Genomic DNA, 15,340 nt, shown 5'->3' on the forward strand with positions numbered 1-15,340 from the left:
CTAAAGATTAAATAGACCTTGCATATGGAGTCAAAATATGGCATCTAAAAATGACGATTTCTCTGGTGGCTGCGCTTGCGGAGGAAACTGCGGCTGCAGAAGTGAGCAATCTTATGCAAATAAAGGCTTATTTATTTCTTTCGAGGGCATTGATGGCGTTGGTAAAACTACGCAAGTTGAGGCCCTTAAGGATCATTTGCAATCTTTGGGGCGAGAAGTTGTAGTGACGCGTGAGCCTGGCGGTACGCAGTTGGGTAAAACTTTGCGCGAAATACTGTTGCATGGCACGAGTGTATCTGCCAGAACAGAAGCTTTGCTTTTTGCTGCGGATCGTGCACAGCATGTTGCGCAAGTAATTCGCCCTGCACTTAGCCGCGGTGCAGTAGTAATAACGGATCGTTATATTGATTCTTCGCTTGCTTACCAAGCAGGCGGTCGCGAATTGACTATGGATGATGTGCGAACTTTAAGTGAGTGGGCAACGGATTCTCTGTGGCCTAATCGCACTTATTTGCTAGATATGCAACCGGAAGATGCTTTTAAGCGTTTGCATCGTGAGCAAGATCGCATGGAATCAGCTGGAATAGATTTCGCACGTCGCACTAGAGAAGCATTTTTAGATTTGGCGCAGGAGTCTGCAGATCGTTATCGCGTATTAGACGCAACGTTCTCAGCGAAATCATTATCTGAACTTATTGTGCAAGACGTACATAACTTAATTGAAGAAATTGAAACTAAATAAAGTGGCGAATTTTATAAAGTGAAGAAGTAAAGAAGCTATGCAGGGGGTGAAGCGATGAGTGTGTGGGATAGCGTTATTGGGCAAGAACAGGTAGTTTCGCGATTGCGAAAAATTGCTTGTGCGGATGCTAGCAAAATAGCGCAATCTTGGCTGATTTGCGGAGCTGCTGGCTTCGGTAGTGCGCAAGTTGCGCGCGCTTTCGCTGCAGCTCTCGAAAGTCCGGATCATGGAGAAGGCAGTGATGGAATTAGCGGCGAAAATGAGCTTAGTAAAACTGCCAAAGAAGTTTTAGCAGGATCGCATCCTGATGTGCATACGCTTGCAACAAAAGGCGTAACTCTTAGTATTGACGATGTACGCGAGGCAATTGGGATTTCTGAGCAGATGCCTAGCACTGCTCCTTGGCGAATCATAATTATTGAAGATGTTGACAGAATGTTGGAACGTAGCACAAACGTTCTTCTTAAAGAGATTGAAGAGCCAAGCGAGCATACGATTTGGCTTTTATGCGCTTCAAGTGTTATGGATGTTCTTCCAACAATTCGTTCGCGTACGCAACTTGTGCAATTAGCTACTCCAAACGAGCAGTCTATAGCAGAATATCTTACTAAAAAAACGGATGCGGATAATAAGCTAGCAAATCGTGCAGCCAGGCTTTCTCAAGGAAATATAGCAACTGCTTTTATCTACGCAAGCGATGAGCGTGCTTTAAGTAGGCGAGATGAGCTTATTGCAGGACTGCTCCGTATGCATGATGCTGCCGACGCAATTACGCTTGCTGCAATGCTTATTGACGATGCAAAATCACAAGCAGAAGATGAGGTTCAGCGAAATGTTGAGGCTCAACAAAAAGAATTTCGCAGAATTAACGGATTAGGCGATGAGGATCGCATTCCGCCCAAATTGCGCGCAAGCTACAATGCAATTGGGAAAAAGGATGATATAAAACGTAAAGTAACTCGTGTAAGTCGTGACGTGTTATGCCGTTCTCTTGACGCAATCGATAGCGTGTATAGAGATGTTTTAGTTGTTATTAACGAAGCGCAAAAGTCTTCGCCGATTATAAATCAGGAATACAAGTCTAGAATTGTCCAGTTGGCACAAAGCATGACAGCAAGTAGTGCATTGGATTGTGTTGACAGCATTGCTACTGCTCGTCGTCGGCTTTCAAGAAATGGTAATGCAACTCTTGTTTTTGAAGCACTATTTTGCTCACTTTTGCAAAGTCAATGAGATGCAAAAGTATCATATCCTCCACGGAAGTGACATATCGCTTGTGCCTATTCTTGGTGAATTTGTTGATTCGCGTCGCATGATTTCCGGTCTAAACTCCATATGTGCAGGTAACCAATGTTGCTCTGATTTGTTAACAGCGGTTAGGCGGATTGCTTCGCGCGCAATTTGCTGGTACGGAGGACGGATTGAAGAAAGCTTTGGCTCAGATATTTCTGCCTGTCTGCTATCTCCGTAACCTATTACGAGAACGTCCTGCGGAACTTGCAAAGAAAGCTCATCTAAAGCCAGAAGTGCTCCAAGTGCGACAGCGTCATTTGCGCAAATAACAGCGTCTGGTTTGCGAGATTGTTTAGCGGTAGAATCAGAAAAAAGCCGCATTGTATCCTTGAATCCACGTTGATAAGTAAGTTCTCCAAAAGTTGTCCAATCTGGCTCAGAAAGTAAACTTAATCGGCTTGCAGCAGTCTGAAAATTGGCAAATAAGTTTGCACTTTGTGTGGAGTCAACATTTCCACTTAAATAAGCAATATTATGGGCATCGTGATGCGAAAGATGTATCAAAGCGGCTTCCATCATTGATTCTTGATCCATGCCAACCCAATTCACGTGGAATGAAGTAGTAGTGCCACCAATTTGCACAATGGGAAGATTGTCAACGTAGTTTTCAAGTGTTTTTGTTAAATCACTATTGTTAGATGGCATAACAATAAGACTGTCAACATTATGACCAATAAGCTCTTCTATGCGTTCTTCTTGAGCTTCTGTGTCTTTTCCAGTTCCAACAAGAAGTATTTTATCTATTTCATGAGCTGCTTCATCCAATGCAGAAAGCATATTTATGCTGAATGAATCATCTACGTTGCTTGTGCCCATTACTACGCCGATTGTATTAGTTGTGTCACTTCTTAATGCGCTTGCTGCATAATTTACTGAATAATTAAGCTGCTCTGCAGCTTTTCTTACGCGTTTTGCGATATCGTCATCTTTGGCTCGTCTACCAGAAAGTACACGAGATACTGTTGCAATTGAAACTTTTGCAAGAGCTGCTACATGAGTTATGGAGGCGTTTTGATTAGTTTGATTTGTCATATCTGCCCCCGAATAAGTGCGGTGCTGTAATTATTGGTAAACAGCACCGCAAATTGAATATTATTTATTTGTCAGTTTATGTACACTTATTTATTTATATTATTCGCCTTTCGTGACTACGTCGACAAGATTGTTAGCTACATTTTCAGCGTCTTCACCATCAACGGTAATTGTGATTGAATCTCCTTTAGTAATGCCCAATCCCATAATTGAAAGAATGCTATTCGCACTTACAGGGGCACCTTCGCCTTTCGCAATCGTTACAATGCAATTTGAGGACATTGCGGCTTGAGAAAATTCTGACGCTGGGCGAGCATGTATTCCAACTGGGTCTTCAATAGTAACAGTACGAGTTGCAATTGCCATTTTTTCTCCTTTGAATAATAATTAACAAATTCTGCTTTTATTTTTTTATTTTTCATATAAAAGCAAACCATATTTTTTCTTAAGGTTTTTTGTTTGCTATTTTCAACATTAAGTGTAGCATAATTAATTGAAAAATACAGAAAACGTTTTCACTTGTTGTAACAACATTTTTAATGGTGTATAGTTTCATTAGTAAGAAACGTTTACCTACAAGAAATGCTTATGCGGCGTTGCGGCCGTAATAAAGTTTCTAAACCTAAAGGAGGGTTTTAAGTATGGTAATCACTGGTGTTGGCATTGGGCGCTCGATGGCATATGGTGAAGTATTGTGTATGGCACCTGCTTTGCATGAGCCAGAGGATTCTCCTCGTGCTGTTAGTGTGTTGGCTGAGGATGCAAAAAAGGCTGTTAAAAATGCTTTAAATGAAGTAAATAAAGACCTAAACCATCGTGCAAGTGAGGCTCTTGAAGCAAAGGATGAGGGGACTCGAAAGGCAGCACCAATTATGCAAGCTCTTGCACAGATGGCCATCGATCCAGCATTAATAAGTGCAATTGAATCTGGTATTGATAAGGGGAAAACAGCTGAACGTGCCACTTGGGAAGGGTTCGCACAATTTGAAGACATGTTGCGTAATCTTGGTGGTTACATGGCTGAGCGTGCAGGAGATTTGCATGATGTTGGCCAGCGTGTTATTGCATCTTTGATTGGTGTTGAAGCTCCTGGAGTGCCGGAAAGTGATTCGCCTTTTGTACTGGTTGCTAAGGATCTTTCACCTGCTGATACAGCTTCACTTGATTTAAGCAAGGTTCAGGCAATTGTCACTCTTGATGGTGGTCCTACAAGTCACACTGCTATTCTTGCTCGTGCTCGTGGAATTGTTGCTGTTGTTGGAGCACACGATGCCTCTCAGCTGAAGAATCATCAAATTGTTGTAGTAGATGCCGTTAATGGTCATGTTATAAGCAGTCCTAGTGAAGAAGAAATCGCGCATGTTAAAGAGTCTCGTGAGCGTTTAAGCCGCGCTCGTGAATTGCGTGGATTGCCTGGAAGTACAAAAGATGGTCATTTGATTCCTCTTTTGGCAAATGTAGGAAAGCCCTCAGATGCCGTAACTGCTCATGAGTATGGAGCAGAAGGAGTAGGTCTATTCCGAACGGAATTTCTGTTTATTGGTAACGAGCAACCGCCTAGTATAGAAGAACAAACAGAATCTTATACAGAGTTACTATCTCAGTTTGAAGGCAAGAAAGTTGTTATTCGATTGCTCGATGCTGGAGCAGATAAGCCGTTACCATTCCTGACTCCTGAAGATGAACCAAATCCTGCTCTTGGACTTCGAGGTTTGCGTACTCTAAGACAGCATATGGATGTTCTAGATGGTCAGCTGGAGGCATTATCTCGTGCTGATGCTGTGACGAATGCTGACTTATGGGTGATGGCTCCAATGGTTTCAGACGAACATGAAGCAGCATATTTTGTAAAACTTGGTAAATCTAAAGGTCTTAAAAAGGTTGGCATTATGGCAGAGGTGCCTTCTATCGCTCTTGTTGCCGAGGAGGTTGCTCAAGTCGCTGATTTTGTATCTATCGGAACGAATGATTTGACGCAATACACTCTTGCAGCAGATAGAACCCTTGGGTCTGTTTCTAATTATCAAACTGCTTGGCACCCTGCAGTGTTGCGCGCGATCAAAATGATTGCAGACGCTGGTAACACACATGGTATGCCAGTCGGAGTGTGTGGAGAAGCTGCAGCAGACCCAGATTTAGCGGTTGTTCTTACAGGTCTCGGTATTAACTCGCTTTCTATGACGCCAGTTGCTTTGGATGATGTTCGAGCAGAACTTGCTCAAACTACATTTGATGAAGCTAAGGCTAAAGCTCATGAGGCTTTAGCTGGAAAGTTCTACCACTCAATCATGCAAGAATAAGCCAAGGGAGTAATTCAAAATATGATCGTTACGAAGAACATTAAAAATTCGATTACCAATCAGAAATAATCAAGAATAGTTAACATGCTTAGAAAAGAGAAAATATGAGTGCTGATATTGATGAGCTTCTCCCGGATTCTGCAGTAAACCTTGATATTGCAGCGAAAGATTGGCGTGATGCTATTTGTCTTGCAGGCAATGCTTTGAGGGAGTCTGGCTTTACTACTGATGAATATACGAATCAGATGATTGAAACAGTTGAGAAAATGGGCCCGTATATTGTTATTGCCCCAGGCTTGGCTTTGGCGCATTCGCGCCCGTCGGAAGCAGTGTTAAAAAGTGGTTTGAGCTGGATTCGTTTAAGTACGCCTGTTAAATTTGGTAACACTGCCAACGATCCGGTCTCTTTAGTAATTGGTCTTGCAGGTCACGATGAAAATGAGCATATTGGCGTTATGTCCGCGGTTGCTGCAGCTTTGTCTAATCCTGTGAAGACTAGAGAACTTGCGCAAGCAAAAAACGCTAAAGAAATTCGCGCAATTCTTAAAAGTTAAATACTAAAGAATTAATTAATTTTGCAAAATTAAAAAAATACAACTCAACGAAAGAGGTTATTTATGAATATTCTATGTGTATGCGGAAACGGCATTGGCACGTCTGTACTTTTAAAAATCAATGTTGAGGCTGCGGCAGCAGACTTAGGTCTTGATGTTACAGTTACTACTTCCGATGCGGGAAGTGCAAAAGGTACTGCGAATATGAATGATCTTGTGCTCACTTCTCCTCAGCTTGCTCCAGAGCTTGAGGGCACTACCACTCCTGTAGAAACAATTGAAAATTTCATGGATGTTGAAGAGGTGAAGGGTGTGCTTGAGCGTTACGCATAAATTATGTGTAACAAATAAACGTTTGATTATGCTGATTACGTGCTTACTGCTTTGGCATAGTCGTACTGTTATTTCATGCGCTATTCGCTTTTTCTAAATAAAAAGAAGGAAATAAGATGAACATTGTAGTTCAGGTTTTAAATTTCATAAGTCAGCAGATTTTGAATGTGCCGGCTTATTTGATTGGTATTATTGCGGCAATCGGTCTTATCGCGCTCAAACGTAGTGCAGGACAAGTGATTGCAGGCGGCTTAAAAGCTGCTATGGGTTACCTCATTTTGGGTGCAGGTGCTGGCGTTGTTGTTGGTGCACTTGCTCCATTTGGTGACTTGGTTTTGAAGTCTACTGGTGCTCATGGTGTTGTACCTACGAATGAGGTTATTACTGCTCAGGCTGCAGGTCAGTACGGTGCTACTTCTGCATACATTATTGTGCTCAGCTTCGTTCTTATGCTTCTTGCTGCACGCTTTACTCCTTTGAAGTACATATTCTTGACTGGTCACCACATGGTGTTTATGTCTATGCTTTTGGCTCTAGTTCTTTCCGTTGGTTTTGGTGCAGGCAACCAGTTGCTTATTGTTATTGTCGGCTCTGTCATTATGGCAACGGTTATGGTTGTTCTGCCAGCTTTTGCGCAGCCTTTTATGAACCGTATTACTGGTAGCGATAAGCTCTCGATTGGTCACTTTAACTCTTTAAGCTACATTGTTTCTGGTGCTGTTGGTGCTGCTGTTGGTAAGAAGTCTAAGTCTACTGAAGATATTAACTTCCCTAAGGGTTTGAGCTTCTTGCGTGATTCAATGGTCTCCACGACTTTGTTGATGGTTGTGCTGTATTTGGTATTCGCGGTGTGGGCTTCGGTTGTGTTGCCAGTAAAGGAACTCTTCAAGATTTTCGCGTCTCACCCTACGGACTATAGTGCCTTCTACATGGCGGCTTTTGCTCAGGCTTTGCAATTTGGAATTGGTGTTAGTGTCATCCTTTATGGTGTTCGTATCATTTTAGGTGAATTGGTTCCTGCATTCCAGGGCATTGCTAACAAGGTCGTTCCAGGCGCTCGTCCAGCATTGGATATTCCAATCGTATTCCCATACGGTGCTAATGCTTCTCTTATTGGCTTCTTGTCTTCCTTCGTTGGAGGTCTTGTAGCTCTCGGACTTATTGCAATTTGGATGGGTCCAGCTTGGGGATTGGCATTGATTCTCCCAGGAATGGTGCCTCACTTCTTCGATGGTGGTGGTGCAGGCGTGTTTGGTAATGCAACCGGTGGTCGCCGTGGTGCTATTCTCGGTGGTTTTATTAACGGTTTAATTATTACATTCCTTCCAGCAGTATTGCTTACTGTTATGGGTTCCTTCGGCTTGGCAAATTCCACCTTCGGCGATGCTGACTTTGGTTGGGTTGGCACTGTTGTTGGTAACTTCGCTCACCTCGGTGCTGGCGTTGGTGCTATAAGCTTGATTATTGTTGCTGTTATTCTGTTTGCCTTGGCTTGGGTATGGCAGGTTAAGGTTGTTAACACTGGCTGGCTTCCTGCAGTAAAGCATGCTGAGTTCATTGAAGGAATTAAGAAGCAAGAGCGTGCTGCTAAGAAAGCAGCTGTGGCAGCTAAGGCTGCTGAAACTCATGAGGAGGCTGCTACAAAATAAATAGAGTACAGTAAAAAAATCACATTTTAGTTAATGCGCCCAGTTTAGATTTCTCTGGGCGCACGTTTTATATTGACCGTCAAATTATGCAGTTAGCGTTGTTTCTTAGTGTTGTTTTTGCTTGAGTGCCACGATCTGCTTGAACAATTAGATTGCGCGAACATTCGCGTTTATTTGTTACTCGCGCAGTTGATTAGTGTTGTGTAATGGTAGATACTTAAATTATGAATATTTCTACAGATTTCACTACCATTCCGGATGATTATTCTAAAGCTGCGCCGGAGCAGAATAAGATCAGCGGAGTGCCGGTAGTTTCTTTCCCGTTTTACGTTGATAATATGCCGTCTTTTGTGCATTATTTGCATTGGCGTTTTGTTGACGACGATGCAATACCGGTATGCGGTTTTGAATGGATTCACTGGACTGCTGCAAATGTGCCTGTTGAAGCGTTAATGTTTGATTTTAACGACTCTCACGCTTTACAAATACCGGAAGATTTTTCTCGCACAATGACTTCTATGATTCCGGAAGCTCTTCAAGGACGCAACTCGCAAGCAAGCAGATTTATTGGCTGCAATGATCCAGCAATTACTATGCGTTACAACGGTCCTCAGCCTCCTGATAAAGATCATGAATACATGTTTGAAGTTTTTGGCACAGAAAAGCCTTTGCCAAATCTTAAGCCGGGATTCTACATGAATGAATTGTTACGCGAAGTAAGAAATGTAAATTCAGGTGTAGACGCTGGTGGAATGTTCCTTACTGGTAAAGCCTAAACGCAAGCACAAGAGCAACCAATTAGGTTAGCAGTTAACGCCTAAGCGTTAGAATCAAACAGTAACAAATCTAAAAAATAAAATATAAAATCTAAAAACAGAGGATGCAAATATGGCATGCACAACAATTCTTGTTGGTCGAAAAGCAAGTTACGACGGATCCACGCTTATTGCGCGTAACGAAGACTCGGCAAATGGCGAGTTTAATCCGAAGCGTTTAGTGGTAGTAAAGCCGGAAGATCAGCCTCGCGTTTATAAGTCTGTTCTTAGCCACGTAACAGTCGAGTTGCCGGATAATCCAATGCAATACACAAGCGTGCCAAATGCAGACTTGCGCGAAGGAATTTGGGGAGAAGCTGGCGTTAACGAAGCAAATGTTGCAATGAGCGCAACTGAAACGCTTACGTCCAACGAGCGCGTGTTAGGCGCAGATCCAATGGTTGAACTTCAAAAAGAACAAGGCAAAGTTGGAGATGCTGACTACAAGCCGGAAGTGCCGGGTGGAATTGGCGAAGAAGATTTCTTAACGCTTGTTTTGCCTTATATTCGTAGCGCTCGCGAAGGCGTTGAGCGTTTGGGTGCATTGCTTGAAAAGTACGGCACTTATGAGATGAATGGCGTTGCATTTTCGGATGTGAACGAGATTTGGTGGTTTGAAACTGTCGGTGGTCATCATTGGATTGCTAAGCGTGTGCCGGATGAAGCTTATGTTGTTATGCCAAACCAGCTCGGAATTGACGAGTTCGATTTAGATGATGCTTTTGATCTTCAAGAAGAGCATATGTGCTCGGCTGATTTGCTTGAGTTTATTGAAGAAAATCACTTGGATTTGTCGGTGGAAAACGCTTCTCCGTTTAACCCTCGTGATGCTTTTGGCTCTCATTCGGATGCTGACCACGTGTACAACACTCCTCGCGCATGGTTCATGGAGCGCTTCTTGAATCCGTATGACGAAGTGTGGGATGGTAAAGACGCTGATCATCGTCCGGACAGCAACGATATTCCTTGGGCTCGCCAGCCTGAGCGTAAAGTGACTGTTGAGGATATTAAGTACGTTTTAAGCTCTCACTATCAGGGCACTGAGTATGATCCTTACGGCAATCTTGGAGATGAGCATACTCGTCATATGTTGCGTCCAATCGGAATTAATCGCCAAAGCGAGCTTGCTGTAATGCAAATCCGCCCTTACATGCCGGAAGCAATGCGTGCAATTCAGTGGATTACTTACGGTTCTAATCCTTTCAATTCTTTGATTCCGTTCTATCCAAACGTAAATCGCACTCCAAAGTATTTGGAAGATACGACTACTCGCGTAACAAGCGAAAACTTCTATTGGGAGAATCGCATTATTGCTGCTCTTGCGGATGCCGCATTTAACGACACTGCAAACGCGATTGAGCGCTACCAAGAAGTTGTCGGTTCCCTTGGTCACGCAATGGTCAAGTCTACGGATGCTGCCATGGCAGATCTTCTTGGCGTTGATTTGGCTGATTACGAGCCAGAACGTGAAGGTGATGAAGGCGAAGATTACGATGATTTAGTTCGCGATCCTGAAGCTATTATTGCCGAGCTTCGCAACGACAAAGTGCGCGAGGCTTTGGCTGAAGCAAATGACGATATGGCAGCAAAGCTGAAGAAAGAAACCGATTCTTTGCTTGACACGGTGCTGTACATCACTAGCATGCGTATGAAGAATGGTTTTAATCGTTCTGATCACTAAATTTAAATTTTATTAAAAATTAAATGCCTTCCTAAGAAATGAACTTTTTATTTCACACGGAAGGCATTTTTGTTATCTTTTGTTATTTTGCTATAGACGTTGATAATAACGCGTATAGATATTGCGTGTGGTGGCTATGCTACGAACAAACAATCGTATAGTATGAATCATGTAATTAACATTATCCGCATGCATAGTTGTGCCAATATGCCTATGAAAGAGGGGTACATGAGCATTCTTGATTCATACACTACAACATTCGGTTTGGTTAAAAAAATTGATGCCTTTGGGTACTTGGATTATTTAAAGCAACATCCAGAGGAGCCTAGGAAGCGCGGTAAGGTTCTGCTTGTTACTGCTGATACTCCTTTAAAAGCTTCTCGTGGAGAAGGTAAAACAACTACAACTATTGCGTTAGTTGATGCATTGCGTGAGCGCGGTGTAGACGCAGCTGCAGTTCTTCGTCAGCCAAGCATGGGCATTACGGCTGCTGGTTCTAAAGGCGGTGCAAGTGGTGGCGGTAAGTCTTCGCTTTCTCACCCTGAGTTGATTGACTGGGGCCTGTGTGGTGAAATGGCTGCTATTGCTTGCGCGCAGAATTTGCTTGTGTCGTTTGCGGAAAAAGCAGTCGACGAGGGTATTCTTGATACTATTTTAGTTCCTCGAGTTAGTGAAGTTCCTTCGCGATCTTTGCGAAGCATTGCTGTTGATTTTGGCAAGGGGACTGTTCCTGAGCGCGTTGTTTTGACGCCAACTTGCGAGCTTATGCAAATCGTAGTGTTGTCGCGCAGTATGGACGAGATTTCTCATCGTGTTTCTTCAATGATTGCTGGCACAAAAGACGGTAAGCCTGTTAAGTTTGGTGAGTTTGTGGATTTGTGGCGAATCACCAATATTCTTGCCGACGCTGTAAAGCCTGCTAAAACTGAGACGATTAATGGTTCTCCAATCTACGTCCATTGCGGCCCGTTTGCGAACGTTTCGCTTGGTATTCCAAGCCTTGTAAGCGTTGAAATGGCTTGCGCTGAGCATGATGTTGTAGTGGTGGAAGCAGGTTATGGCACGGATGCTGGTGCTCAAAAGTGGTTAGATATTGCTGCTCGCGAGTTTGGTGCAAAGTGGCCTGCTGCTGCAGTTGTAGTTACTCGCGCAACTACTTGGCGAGATGACGAAACTTTGGCTTGGCGTTACCCATTCCATGTTTCTCGTTTGGAATCTCTTAATATCCCTACGTTCCCGTTGATTAATTTGTGGGAAGGCGAGGATGATCAAGTGCCTGAATTGTTGGAACAAGCCAAGTCTTTAGGATTCAGAAAGCCTATTGTTGGCAATTTATTCCGCGATGGTGGCGATGGTTTGGCAAATCAGCTGGACGATTTTGTGTCTGCAATAACTGATGATGTTGAAACGAAAGTTCCAGAAAGTAGGCGTGGAAAGACGCTTAGGGAGCGAATTAACTTGTTGTGTGCAGAAGCTTACGGTGTTCCTGTTGAGCGTGTGATCGACAAAGCAGGTTTTGCTGATTCATTGAAAGAAGCGCAGGATTTGTGTGCAAATTCTGGAGTTATTTTCGATGACCTTGCGCTTGTTGCTGTTAAATCTCCTGCAACTATGACTGACGACGATCATAAGCCTGCTGAAGAGCGCACTGTGACATTGAAGAAAGTGGAAGTTCACGCTGGAGCTGGAGTTGTGCAGGTAAATCTCACATCTTCACTAACAACTCCAATGCCAAAAATCGTGTGAAATATTAATAGTGTAATTTTCTCTTAAATATTGAGATTACTTAAAATTACTTATTGATAGCAAGTAACAAAACGTCGTCAACATGCCCCTTATGGCGTGTAGACGACGTTTTTGTTTTTGCCTTGTGTTTCGTCTGTTGTTTCCGCTTTTTGTTTCCGCGTTTTGTTTACCAAATGGGTCGAAAAGGGAACAAACGCGGGAGTGTTGAAGTTAAATCACGCAAAAGTGCGATGCAACCAATCGCAAGCAAGCTTAACCCACTGCTGAACTTCTGGCTGCACAAATTCAGGAATTACTGCGCCATTTTCATCGCGTTTTGCTGTTTCTTTAACTGCCAAAGCTAAGCCGTGCGGTCCTTTAGGGAACAGGTGAGCTTCAACACTTACTCCAGCTTCAACGCAAGCGTTCACAAACATTATTGAATTTTCTACTGGAACTGTTTGATCAGTAACAGTTTGCCATACAAATACAGGTGGAGTTTTGCGATCCACGTGATTTTCCAGCGAAAGTTTGTTGACGAGTTCAGTTCGCTTTTCGTCGCTAACTTCTCCAAATAGACGATCGAAAGTTGGCTTATGCGCATATTTTCCAGCAGAAATAACAGGATATGCGAGCATAAGCGCATTTGGACGCACGTCATCAGCCGTATATCCGTTTGCTTCCTCAACTTCGTCGCTAACACTAGTTGCAAGGTTTGCAGCCACATGCCCTCCAGCGGAGAATCCAATAATTGCAATTTTTTGCGCATCTACGTGCCATTCTTTTGCGTTTTTGCGAATCAAGCTCATCGCTTCTGCGGCTTCTAAAAGCTGAGTTGGGTACGTGCTTGGAGTAAGCGAGTATCGCAACACAAAAGTGTGGAATCCTTCTGCAGCAAACTTCATGGCAACAGGCTCTGCTTCACGATTTGAGACGCGCAAGAAACCTCCGCCTGGCAAGATTAAAATTGCAGGACGGTTTTGTAAGCCTTCGCTATCTAAATTATCGTCTAAAATATATCCAATAAGCTGCGCATCGCTTCCATCTGTACTTTTTATTTTCTGATTTATAATCTTCATAGTGTCTCTTTTCGTTTCGCTTATATTGCAATTACACTAAGCATAATTCTAATCAAATACCTCGCTTTGTAAGTGCGTTCTTTTATAAATTCGTGTAGAGTTTTAAGAAGTTTTATAAGGAGATTCAAGATGTGTGATGAAGAAGATAATTTAGGTAAGGTTGTTTTAGCTGCTACGCCTATTGGGAATATGGCAGACGCTTCTGCACGATTAATTAATCTTCTTAAAACTGCTGATATTGTTGCTGCTGAAGACACGCGTAGGCTTTATGATTTAGCGAATCGCCTTGGCGTACATGTTTCTGGTAGCGTAATCGCATATCACGATCATAATGAGCGCAACAAGGCAGATGGCTTGCTAGACAAAGTTGAGCAGGGCAGCACTGTTCTTGTTGTTTCAGACGCAGGTATGCCTACAATTAACGACCCGGGTCTTGCTGTTGTTCGACGTGCAATAGAGCGCGATTTGCCTGTTACTTGCGCGCCTGGTCCTAGTGCAGTTTTAGATGCGCTTGCTCTTTCTGGATTGCCAACTGATCGCTTCTGTTATGAAGGCTTTTTGCCTCGTAAATCTGGTGAGCGTCAACAGCATTTGCGCTCGCTTAAAGCCGAGCGACGAACAATAGTATTTTATGAGGCTCCACATCGTATTGCAGAAGCAATGGAAGACATATTGGCAGTACTTGGCTCTAATCGTCCAATGGCGTTATGCCGTGAACTTACAAAAGATTTTGAGGAAATTCGTCGTGGAACTGTGCAAAGTATTCACGATGGTGTTTTAGCGGATCCTCCTCGAGGCGAAATAGTTTTAGTTATCGGTGGTGCAAGTGACGAAGAAGTACAGTCTGAAAGCACAGATTTAAGCATTGATGCTCTTGCAAAGCTTTCGCTTGAATGTGCAGATTCCGAAGGCTTGCGCATAAAAGAAGCCATTACGAAAGTAGTAAAAGAGCATCCGTTTGCTGACGGATCTTTTGCTAATCGTAAGCAAGTTTACGCGTCTTGTCTTGAGCATAAACCTGATCAAAAATAAGATTTCTGCTTTTGCTACTATTTTTTTGCTTTCTATTCATTGCTGTCATACGCAGAAAATAGCACTTCAAAACTGTAACGAACGTCAGGTCCACCTTGTTGAGAAATATATTCTAAAATTTGCGCGTCTGCTGAAGGGTTTGCAATAATCCATTTGCGAAGTTCTGGTATTTTTTGCGCGATATACCATAGCACTTCCGTTTTTGTTGCAGGGTCGATAGCAACATATGGCGTGAGTATTATAGGTGGTTTTGGAGGGCTGCTTGTTTTAGTTGCATAAGAGTTCTTTATTTCCATGGTTTGTTTGCTTCTTTCGCAATGTTTCGTATCCAATTTCTTGCATGTATTGAGCCTGGGAAATATGGGTTTCCGTCAATAGTATGTTTGCATTTTCGCAAGTCAATGCTGTATTTAGATATCAATAAGTGAGCAATATCTTTTCTATAAGGTTCGTACTCTTCGTTTTCGCTTGGAGTGTACGCTAAATCGCAAATTGTTCGTTCTGGCGTTGTTATTCTAATTTTTCCAAGTATTACGTATTCTTCATTGTTTAAGTGTCTTCGAAATGCTCGGATTGCATGGCCGTGCGGCTTTTTTCTTCTATGCCCATAATCAATAACATCTATATTTTCAGGAAAATTGCCTCCTATCCAAACCCATGCTGCAGTAAATAAGCAGGCTATGCTTTCTGTAGGTATAAGATTGCTCACAATATTACTTCTTCCTTGAGTGGAAATAGCTGCTTTATTTGAATATCCTGCATTTAAATCAAGCCTATTGAATACGCCAATTTGAGAAAGTTTTTTCATGCACATTGGGCCTGGTAAATGGTTGTCGTCAAGTAATTCCGGGAATTGTGTTTGTGCTTCTTCGCAAATATCCAATAAATCGCGTATGTTTTGTTGTTTTTTCAATTTTCCTCAATCCTTTCTTTTTGCATATTTATTTTTTAGCGCGACTATTTACAATGTGTATCGCACATATTGTTGTTTTTCTAACGCATATTTTGTAATTCATGCTTTGTAGTGAATAAGTTTCGTAATGCATAAGTTGAGATTATGTTTATATTTGCTTCAATTCCAGGCTGGTTTTATAACTTGTGGATA

The 15,340-nt window shown here is 42.6% G+C and carries 15 protein-coding genes; 10 read left to right on the forward strand and 5 right to left on the reverse strand.

The window, feature by feature from the left end; translation table 11 throughout:
• Window positions 1-37: 37 nt before the first annotated feature.
• The gene (tmk, locus tag HXT58_RS00570) at window positions 38-742 is read left to right on the forward strand and encodes a dTMP kinase (protein WP_180946759.1); all 705 of its coding nucleotides are present in this window, start codon (window positions 38-40) and stop codon (window positions 740-742) included.
• Between the two features lie 54 nt (window positions 743-796).
• On the forward strand, window positions 797-1,975 hold the full coding sequence (locus HXT58_RS00575) for a DNA polymerase III subunit delta' (protein ID WP_415706094.1): 1,179 nt from the start codon (window positions 797-799) through the stop codon (window positions 1,973-1,975).
• A gap of 12 nt (window positions 1,976-1,987) precedes the next feature.
• On the opposite strand, the gene HXT58_RS00580 is transcribed toward HXT58_RS00575, so the two are convergent.
• Both HXT58_RS00580 and HXT58_RS00585 read right to left on the reverse strand, forming a co-directional pair.
• On the reverse strand, window positions 1,988-3,067 hold the full coding sequence (locus HXT58_RS00580) for a LacI family DNA-binding transcriptional regulator (protein WP_415706096.1): 1,080 nt from the start codon (window positions 3,065-3,067) through the stop codon (window positions 1,988-1,990).
• A gap of 99 nt (window positions 3,068-3,166) precedes the next feature.
• Window positions 3,167-3,433: an HPr family phosphocarrier protein gene (locus HXT58_RS00585; RefSeq protein ID WP_004104751.1), complete on the reverse strand. Its 267-nt coding sequence runs from the start codon at window positions 3,431-3,433 to the stop codon at window positions 3,167-3,169.
• A gap of 275 nt (window positions 3,434-3,708) precedes the next feature.
• On the opposite strand from HXT58_RS00585, the gene ptsP reads away from it, so the two are divergent.
• The 7 genes from ptsP to HXT58_RS00620 all read left to right on the forward strand — a co-directional run bounded on the left by ptsP (window position 3,709) and on the right by HXT58_RS00620 (window position 12,145).
• Window positions 3,709-5,367 (forward strand): phosphoenolpyruvate--protein phosphotransferase, encoded by a 1,659-nt coding sequence (gene ptsP / locus HXT58_RS00590; RefSeq protein WP_415706098.1) that lies wholly within the window; start codon window positions 3,709-3,711, stop codon window positions 5,365-5,367.
• A gap of 104 nt (window positions 5,368-5,471) precedes the next feature.
• Window positions 5,472-5,921, forward strand: coding sequence for a PTS sugar transporter subunit IIA (locus HXT58_RS00595; protein ID WP_410295747.1), 450 nt, complete (start codon window positions 5,472-5,474; stop codon window positions 5,919-5,921).
• Window positions 5,922-5,984: 63 nt separating this feature from the next.
• A complete protein-coding gene (locus HXT58_RS00600) occupies window positions 5,985-6,254 on the forward strand; it encodes a PTS sugar transporter subunit IIB (protein ID WP_004104746.1) in 270 nt (89 codons plus the stop codon).
• Between the two features lie 116 nt (window positions 6,255-6,370).
• Window positions 6,371-7,903 carry a PTS ascorbate transporter subunit IIC gene (locus tag HXT58_RS00605; protein ID WP_004104741.1) on the forward strand — a complete coding sequence of 511 codons (1,533 nt, stop codon included), beginning with the start codon at window positions 6,371-6,373 and terminating at the stop codon, window positions 7,901-7,903.
• Window positions 7,904-8,127: 224 nt separating this feature from the next.
• Window positions 8,128-8,679: a YbhB/YbcL family Raf kinase inhibitor-like protein gene (locus tag HXT58_RS00610; protein ID WP_117008975.1), complete on the forward strand. Its 552-nt coding sequence runs from the start codon at window positions 8,128-8,130 to the stop codon at window positions 8,677-8,679.
• A 112-nt stretch (window positions 8,680-8,791) separates the two neighbouring features.
• On the forward strand, window positions 8,792-10,399 hold the full coding sequence (locus tag HXT58_RS00615) for a C69 family dipeptidase (RefSeq protein ID WP_415706100.1): 1,608 nt from the start codon (window positions 8,792-8,794) through the stop codon (window positions 10,397-10,399).
• Window positions 10,400-10,627: 228 nt separating this feature from the next.
• On the forward strand, window positions 10,628-12,145 hold the full coding sequence (locus HXT58_RS00620; RefSeq protein ID WP_415706139.1) for a formate--tetrahydrofolate ligase: 1,518 nt from the start codon (window positions 10,628-10,630) through the stop codon (window positions 12,143-12,145).
• A gap of 215 nt (window positions 12,146-12,360) precedes the next feature.
• On the opposite strand, the gene HXT58_RS00625 is transcribed toward HXT58_RS00620, so the two are convergent.
• Window positions 12,361-13,203, reverse strand: a complete 843-nt coding sequence (locus tag HXT58_RS00625) for an alpha/beta hydrolase (protein WP_101886197.1) — start codon at window positions 13,201-13,203, stop codon at window positions 12,361-12,363.
• A gap of 129 nt (window positions 13,204-13,332) precedes the next feature.
• Here HXT58_RS00625 and rsmI point away from each other — a divergent pair, with 129 nt between their 5' ends.
• Window positions 13,333-14,235: a 16S rRNA (cytidine(1402)-2'-O)-methyltransferase gene (gene rsmI, locus HXT58_RS00630; RefSeq protein ID WP_410295750.1), complete on the forward strand. Its 903-nt coding sequence runs from the start codon at window positions 13,333-13,335 to the stop codon at window positions 14,233-14,235.
• Between the two features lie 32 nt (window positions 14,236-14,267).
• Here the strand turns inward: rsmI and HXT58_RS00635 are convergent, their stop codons facing one another.
• A complete protein-coding gene (locus tag HXT58_RS00635) occupies window positions 14,268-14,531 on the reverse strand; it encodes a hypothetical protein (protein ID WP_004118480.1) in 264 nt (87 codons plus the stop codon).
• The gene (locus tag HXT58_RS00640; RefSeq protein WP_004118483.1) at window positions 14,522-15,148 is read right to left on the reverse strand and encodes a hypothetical protein; all 627 of its coding nucleotides are present in this window, start codon (window positions 15,146-15,148) and stop codon (window positions 14,522-14,524) included. The genes HXT58_RS00635 and HXT58_RS00640 overlap by 10 nt, the downstream gene beginning before the upstream one ends.
• Window positions 15,149-15,340: the final 192 nt, after the last annotated feature.

The organism is Gardnerella sp. KA01000 (assembly GCF_049244035.1).
GTDB lineage: Bacteria > Actinomycetota > Actinomycetes > Actinomycetales > Bifidobacteriaceae > Bifidobacterium > Bifidobacterium leopoldii.

Bases quoted from the DNA above. Each gene is read 5' to 3' on its own strand.
- tmk (WP_180946759.1), top strand. From the start codon at position 38: ATGGCATCTAAAAATGACGATTTCTCTGGTGGCTGCGCTTGCGGAGGA.
- HXT58_RS00575 (WP_415706094.1), top strand. From the start codon at position 797: ATGAGTGTGTGGGATAGCGTTATTGGGCAAGAACAGGTAGTTTCGCGA.
- HXT58_RS00580 (WP_415706096.1), bottom strand. From the start codon at position 3,067: ATGACAAATCAAACTAATCAAAACGCCTCCATAACTCATGTAGCAGCT.
- HXT58_RS00585 (WP_004104751.1), bottom strand. From the start codon at position 3,433: ATGGCAATTGCAACTCGTACTGTTACTATTGAAGACCCAGTTGGAATA.
- ptsP (WP_415706098.1), top strand. From the start codon at position 3,709: ATGGTAATCACTGGTGTTGGCATTGGGCGCTCGATGGCATATGGTGAA.
- HXT58_RS00595 (WP_410295747.1), top strand. From the start codon at position 5,472: ATGAGTGCTGATATTGATGAGCTTCTCCCGGATTCTGCAGTAAACCTT.
- HXT58_RS00600 (WP_004104746.1), top strand. From the start codon at position 5,985: ATGAATATTCTATGTGTATGCGGAAACGGCATTGGCACGTCTGTACTT.
- HXT58_RS00605 (WP_004104741.1), top strand. From the start codon at position 6,371: ATGAACATTGTAGTTCAGGTTTTAAATTTCATAAGTCAGCAGATTTTG.
- HXT58_RS00610 (WP_117008975.1), top strand. From the start codon at position 8,128: ATGAATATTTCTACAGATTTCACTACCATTCCGGATGATTATTCTAAA.
- HXT58_RS00615 (WP_415706100.1), top strand. From the start codon at position 8,792: ATGGCATGCACAACAATTCTTGTTGGTCGAAAAGCAAGTTACGACGGA.
- HXT58_RS00620 (WP_415706139.1), top strand. From the start codon at position 10,628: ATGAGCATTCTTGATTCATACACTACAACATTCGGTTTGGTTAAAAAA.
- HXT58_RS00625 (WP_101886197.1), bottom strand. From the start codon at position 13,203: ATGAAGATTATAAATCAGAAAATAAAAAGTACAGATGGAAGCGATGCG.
- rsmI (WP_410295750.1), top strand. From the start codon at position 13,333: ATGTGTGATGAAGAAGATAATTTAGGTAAGGTTGTTTTAGCTGCTACG.
- HXT58_RS00635 (WP_004118480.1), bottom strand. From the start codon at position 14,531: ATGGAAATAAAGAACTCTTATGCAACTAAAACAAGCAGCCCTCCAAAA.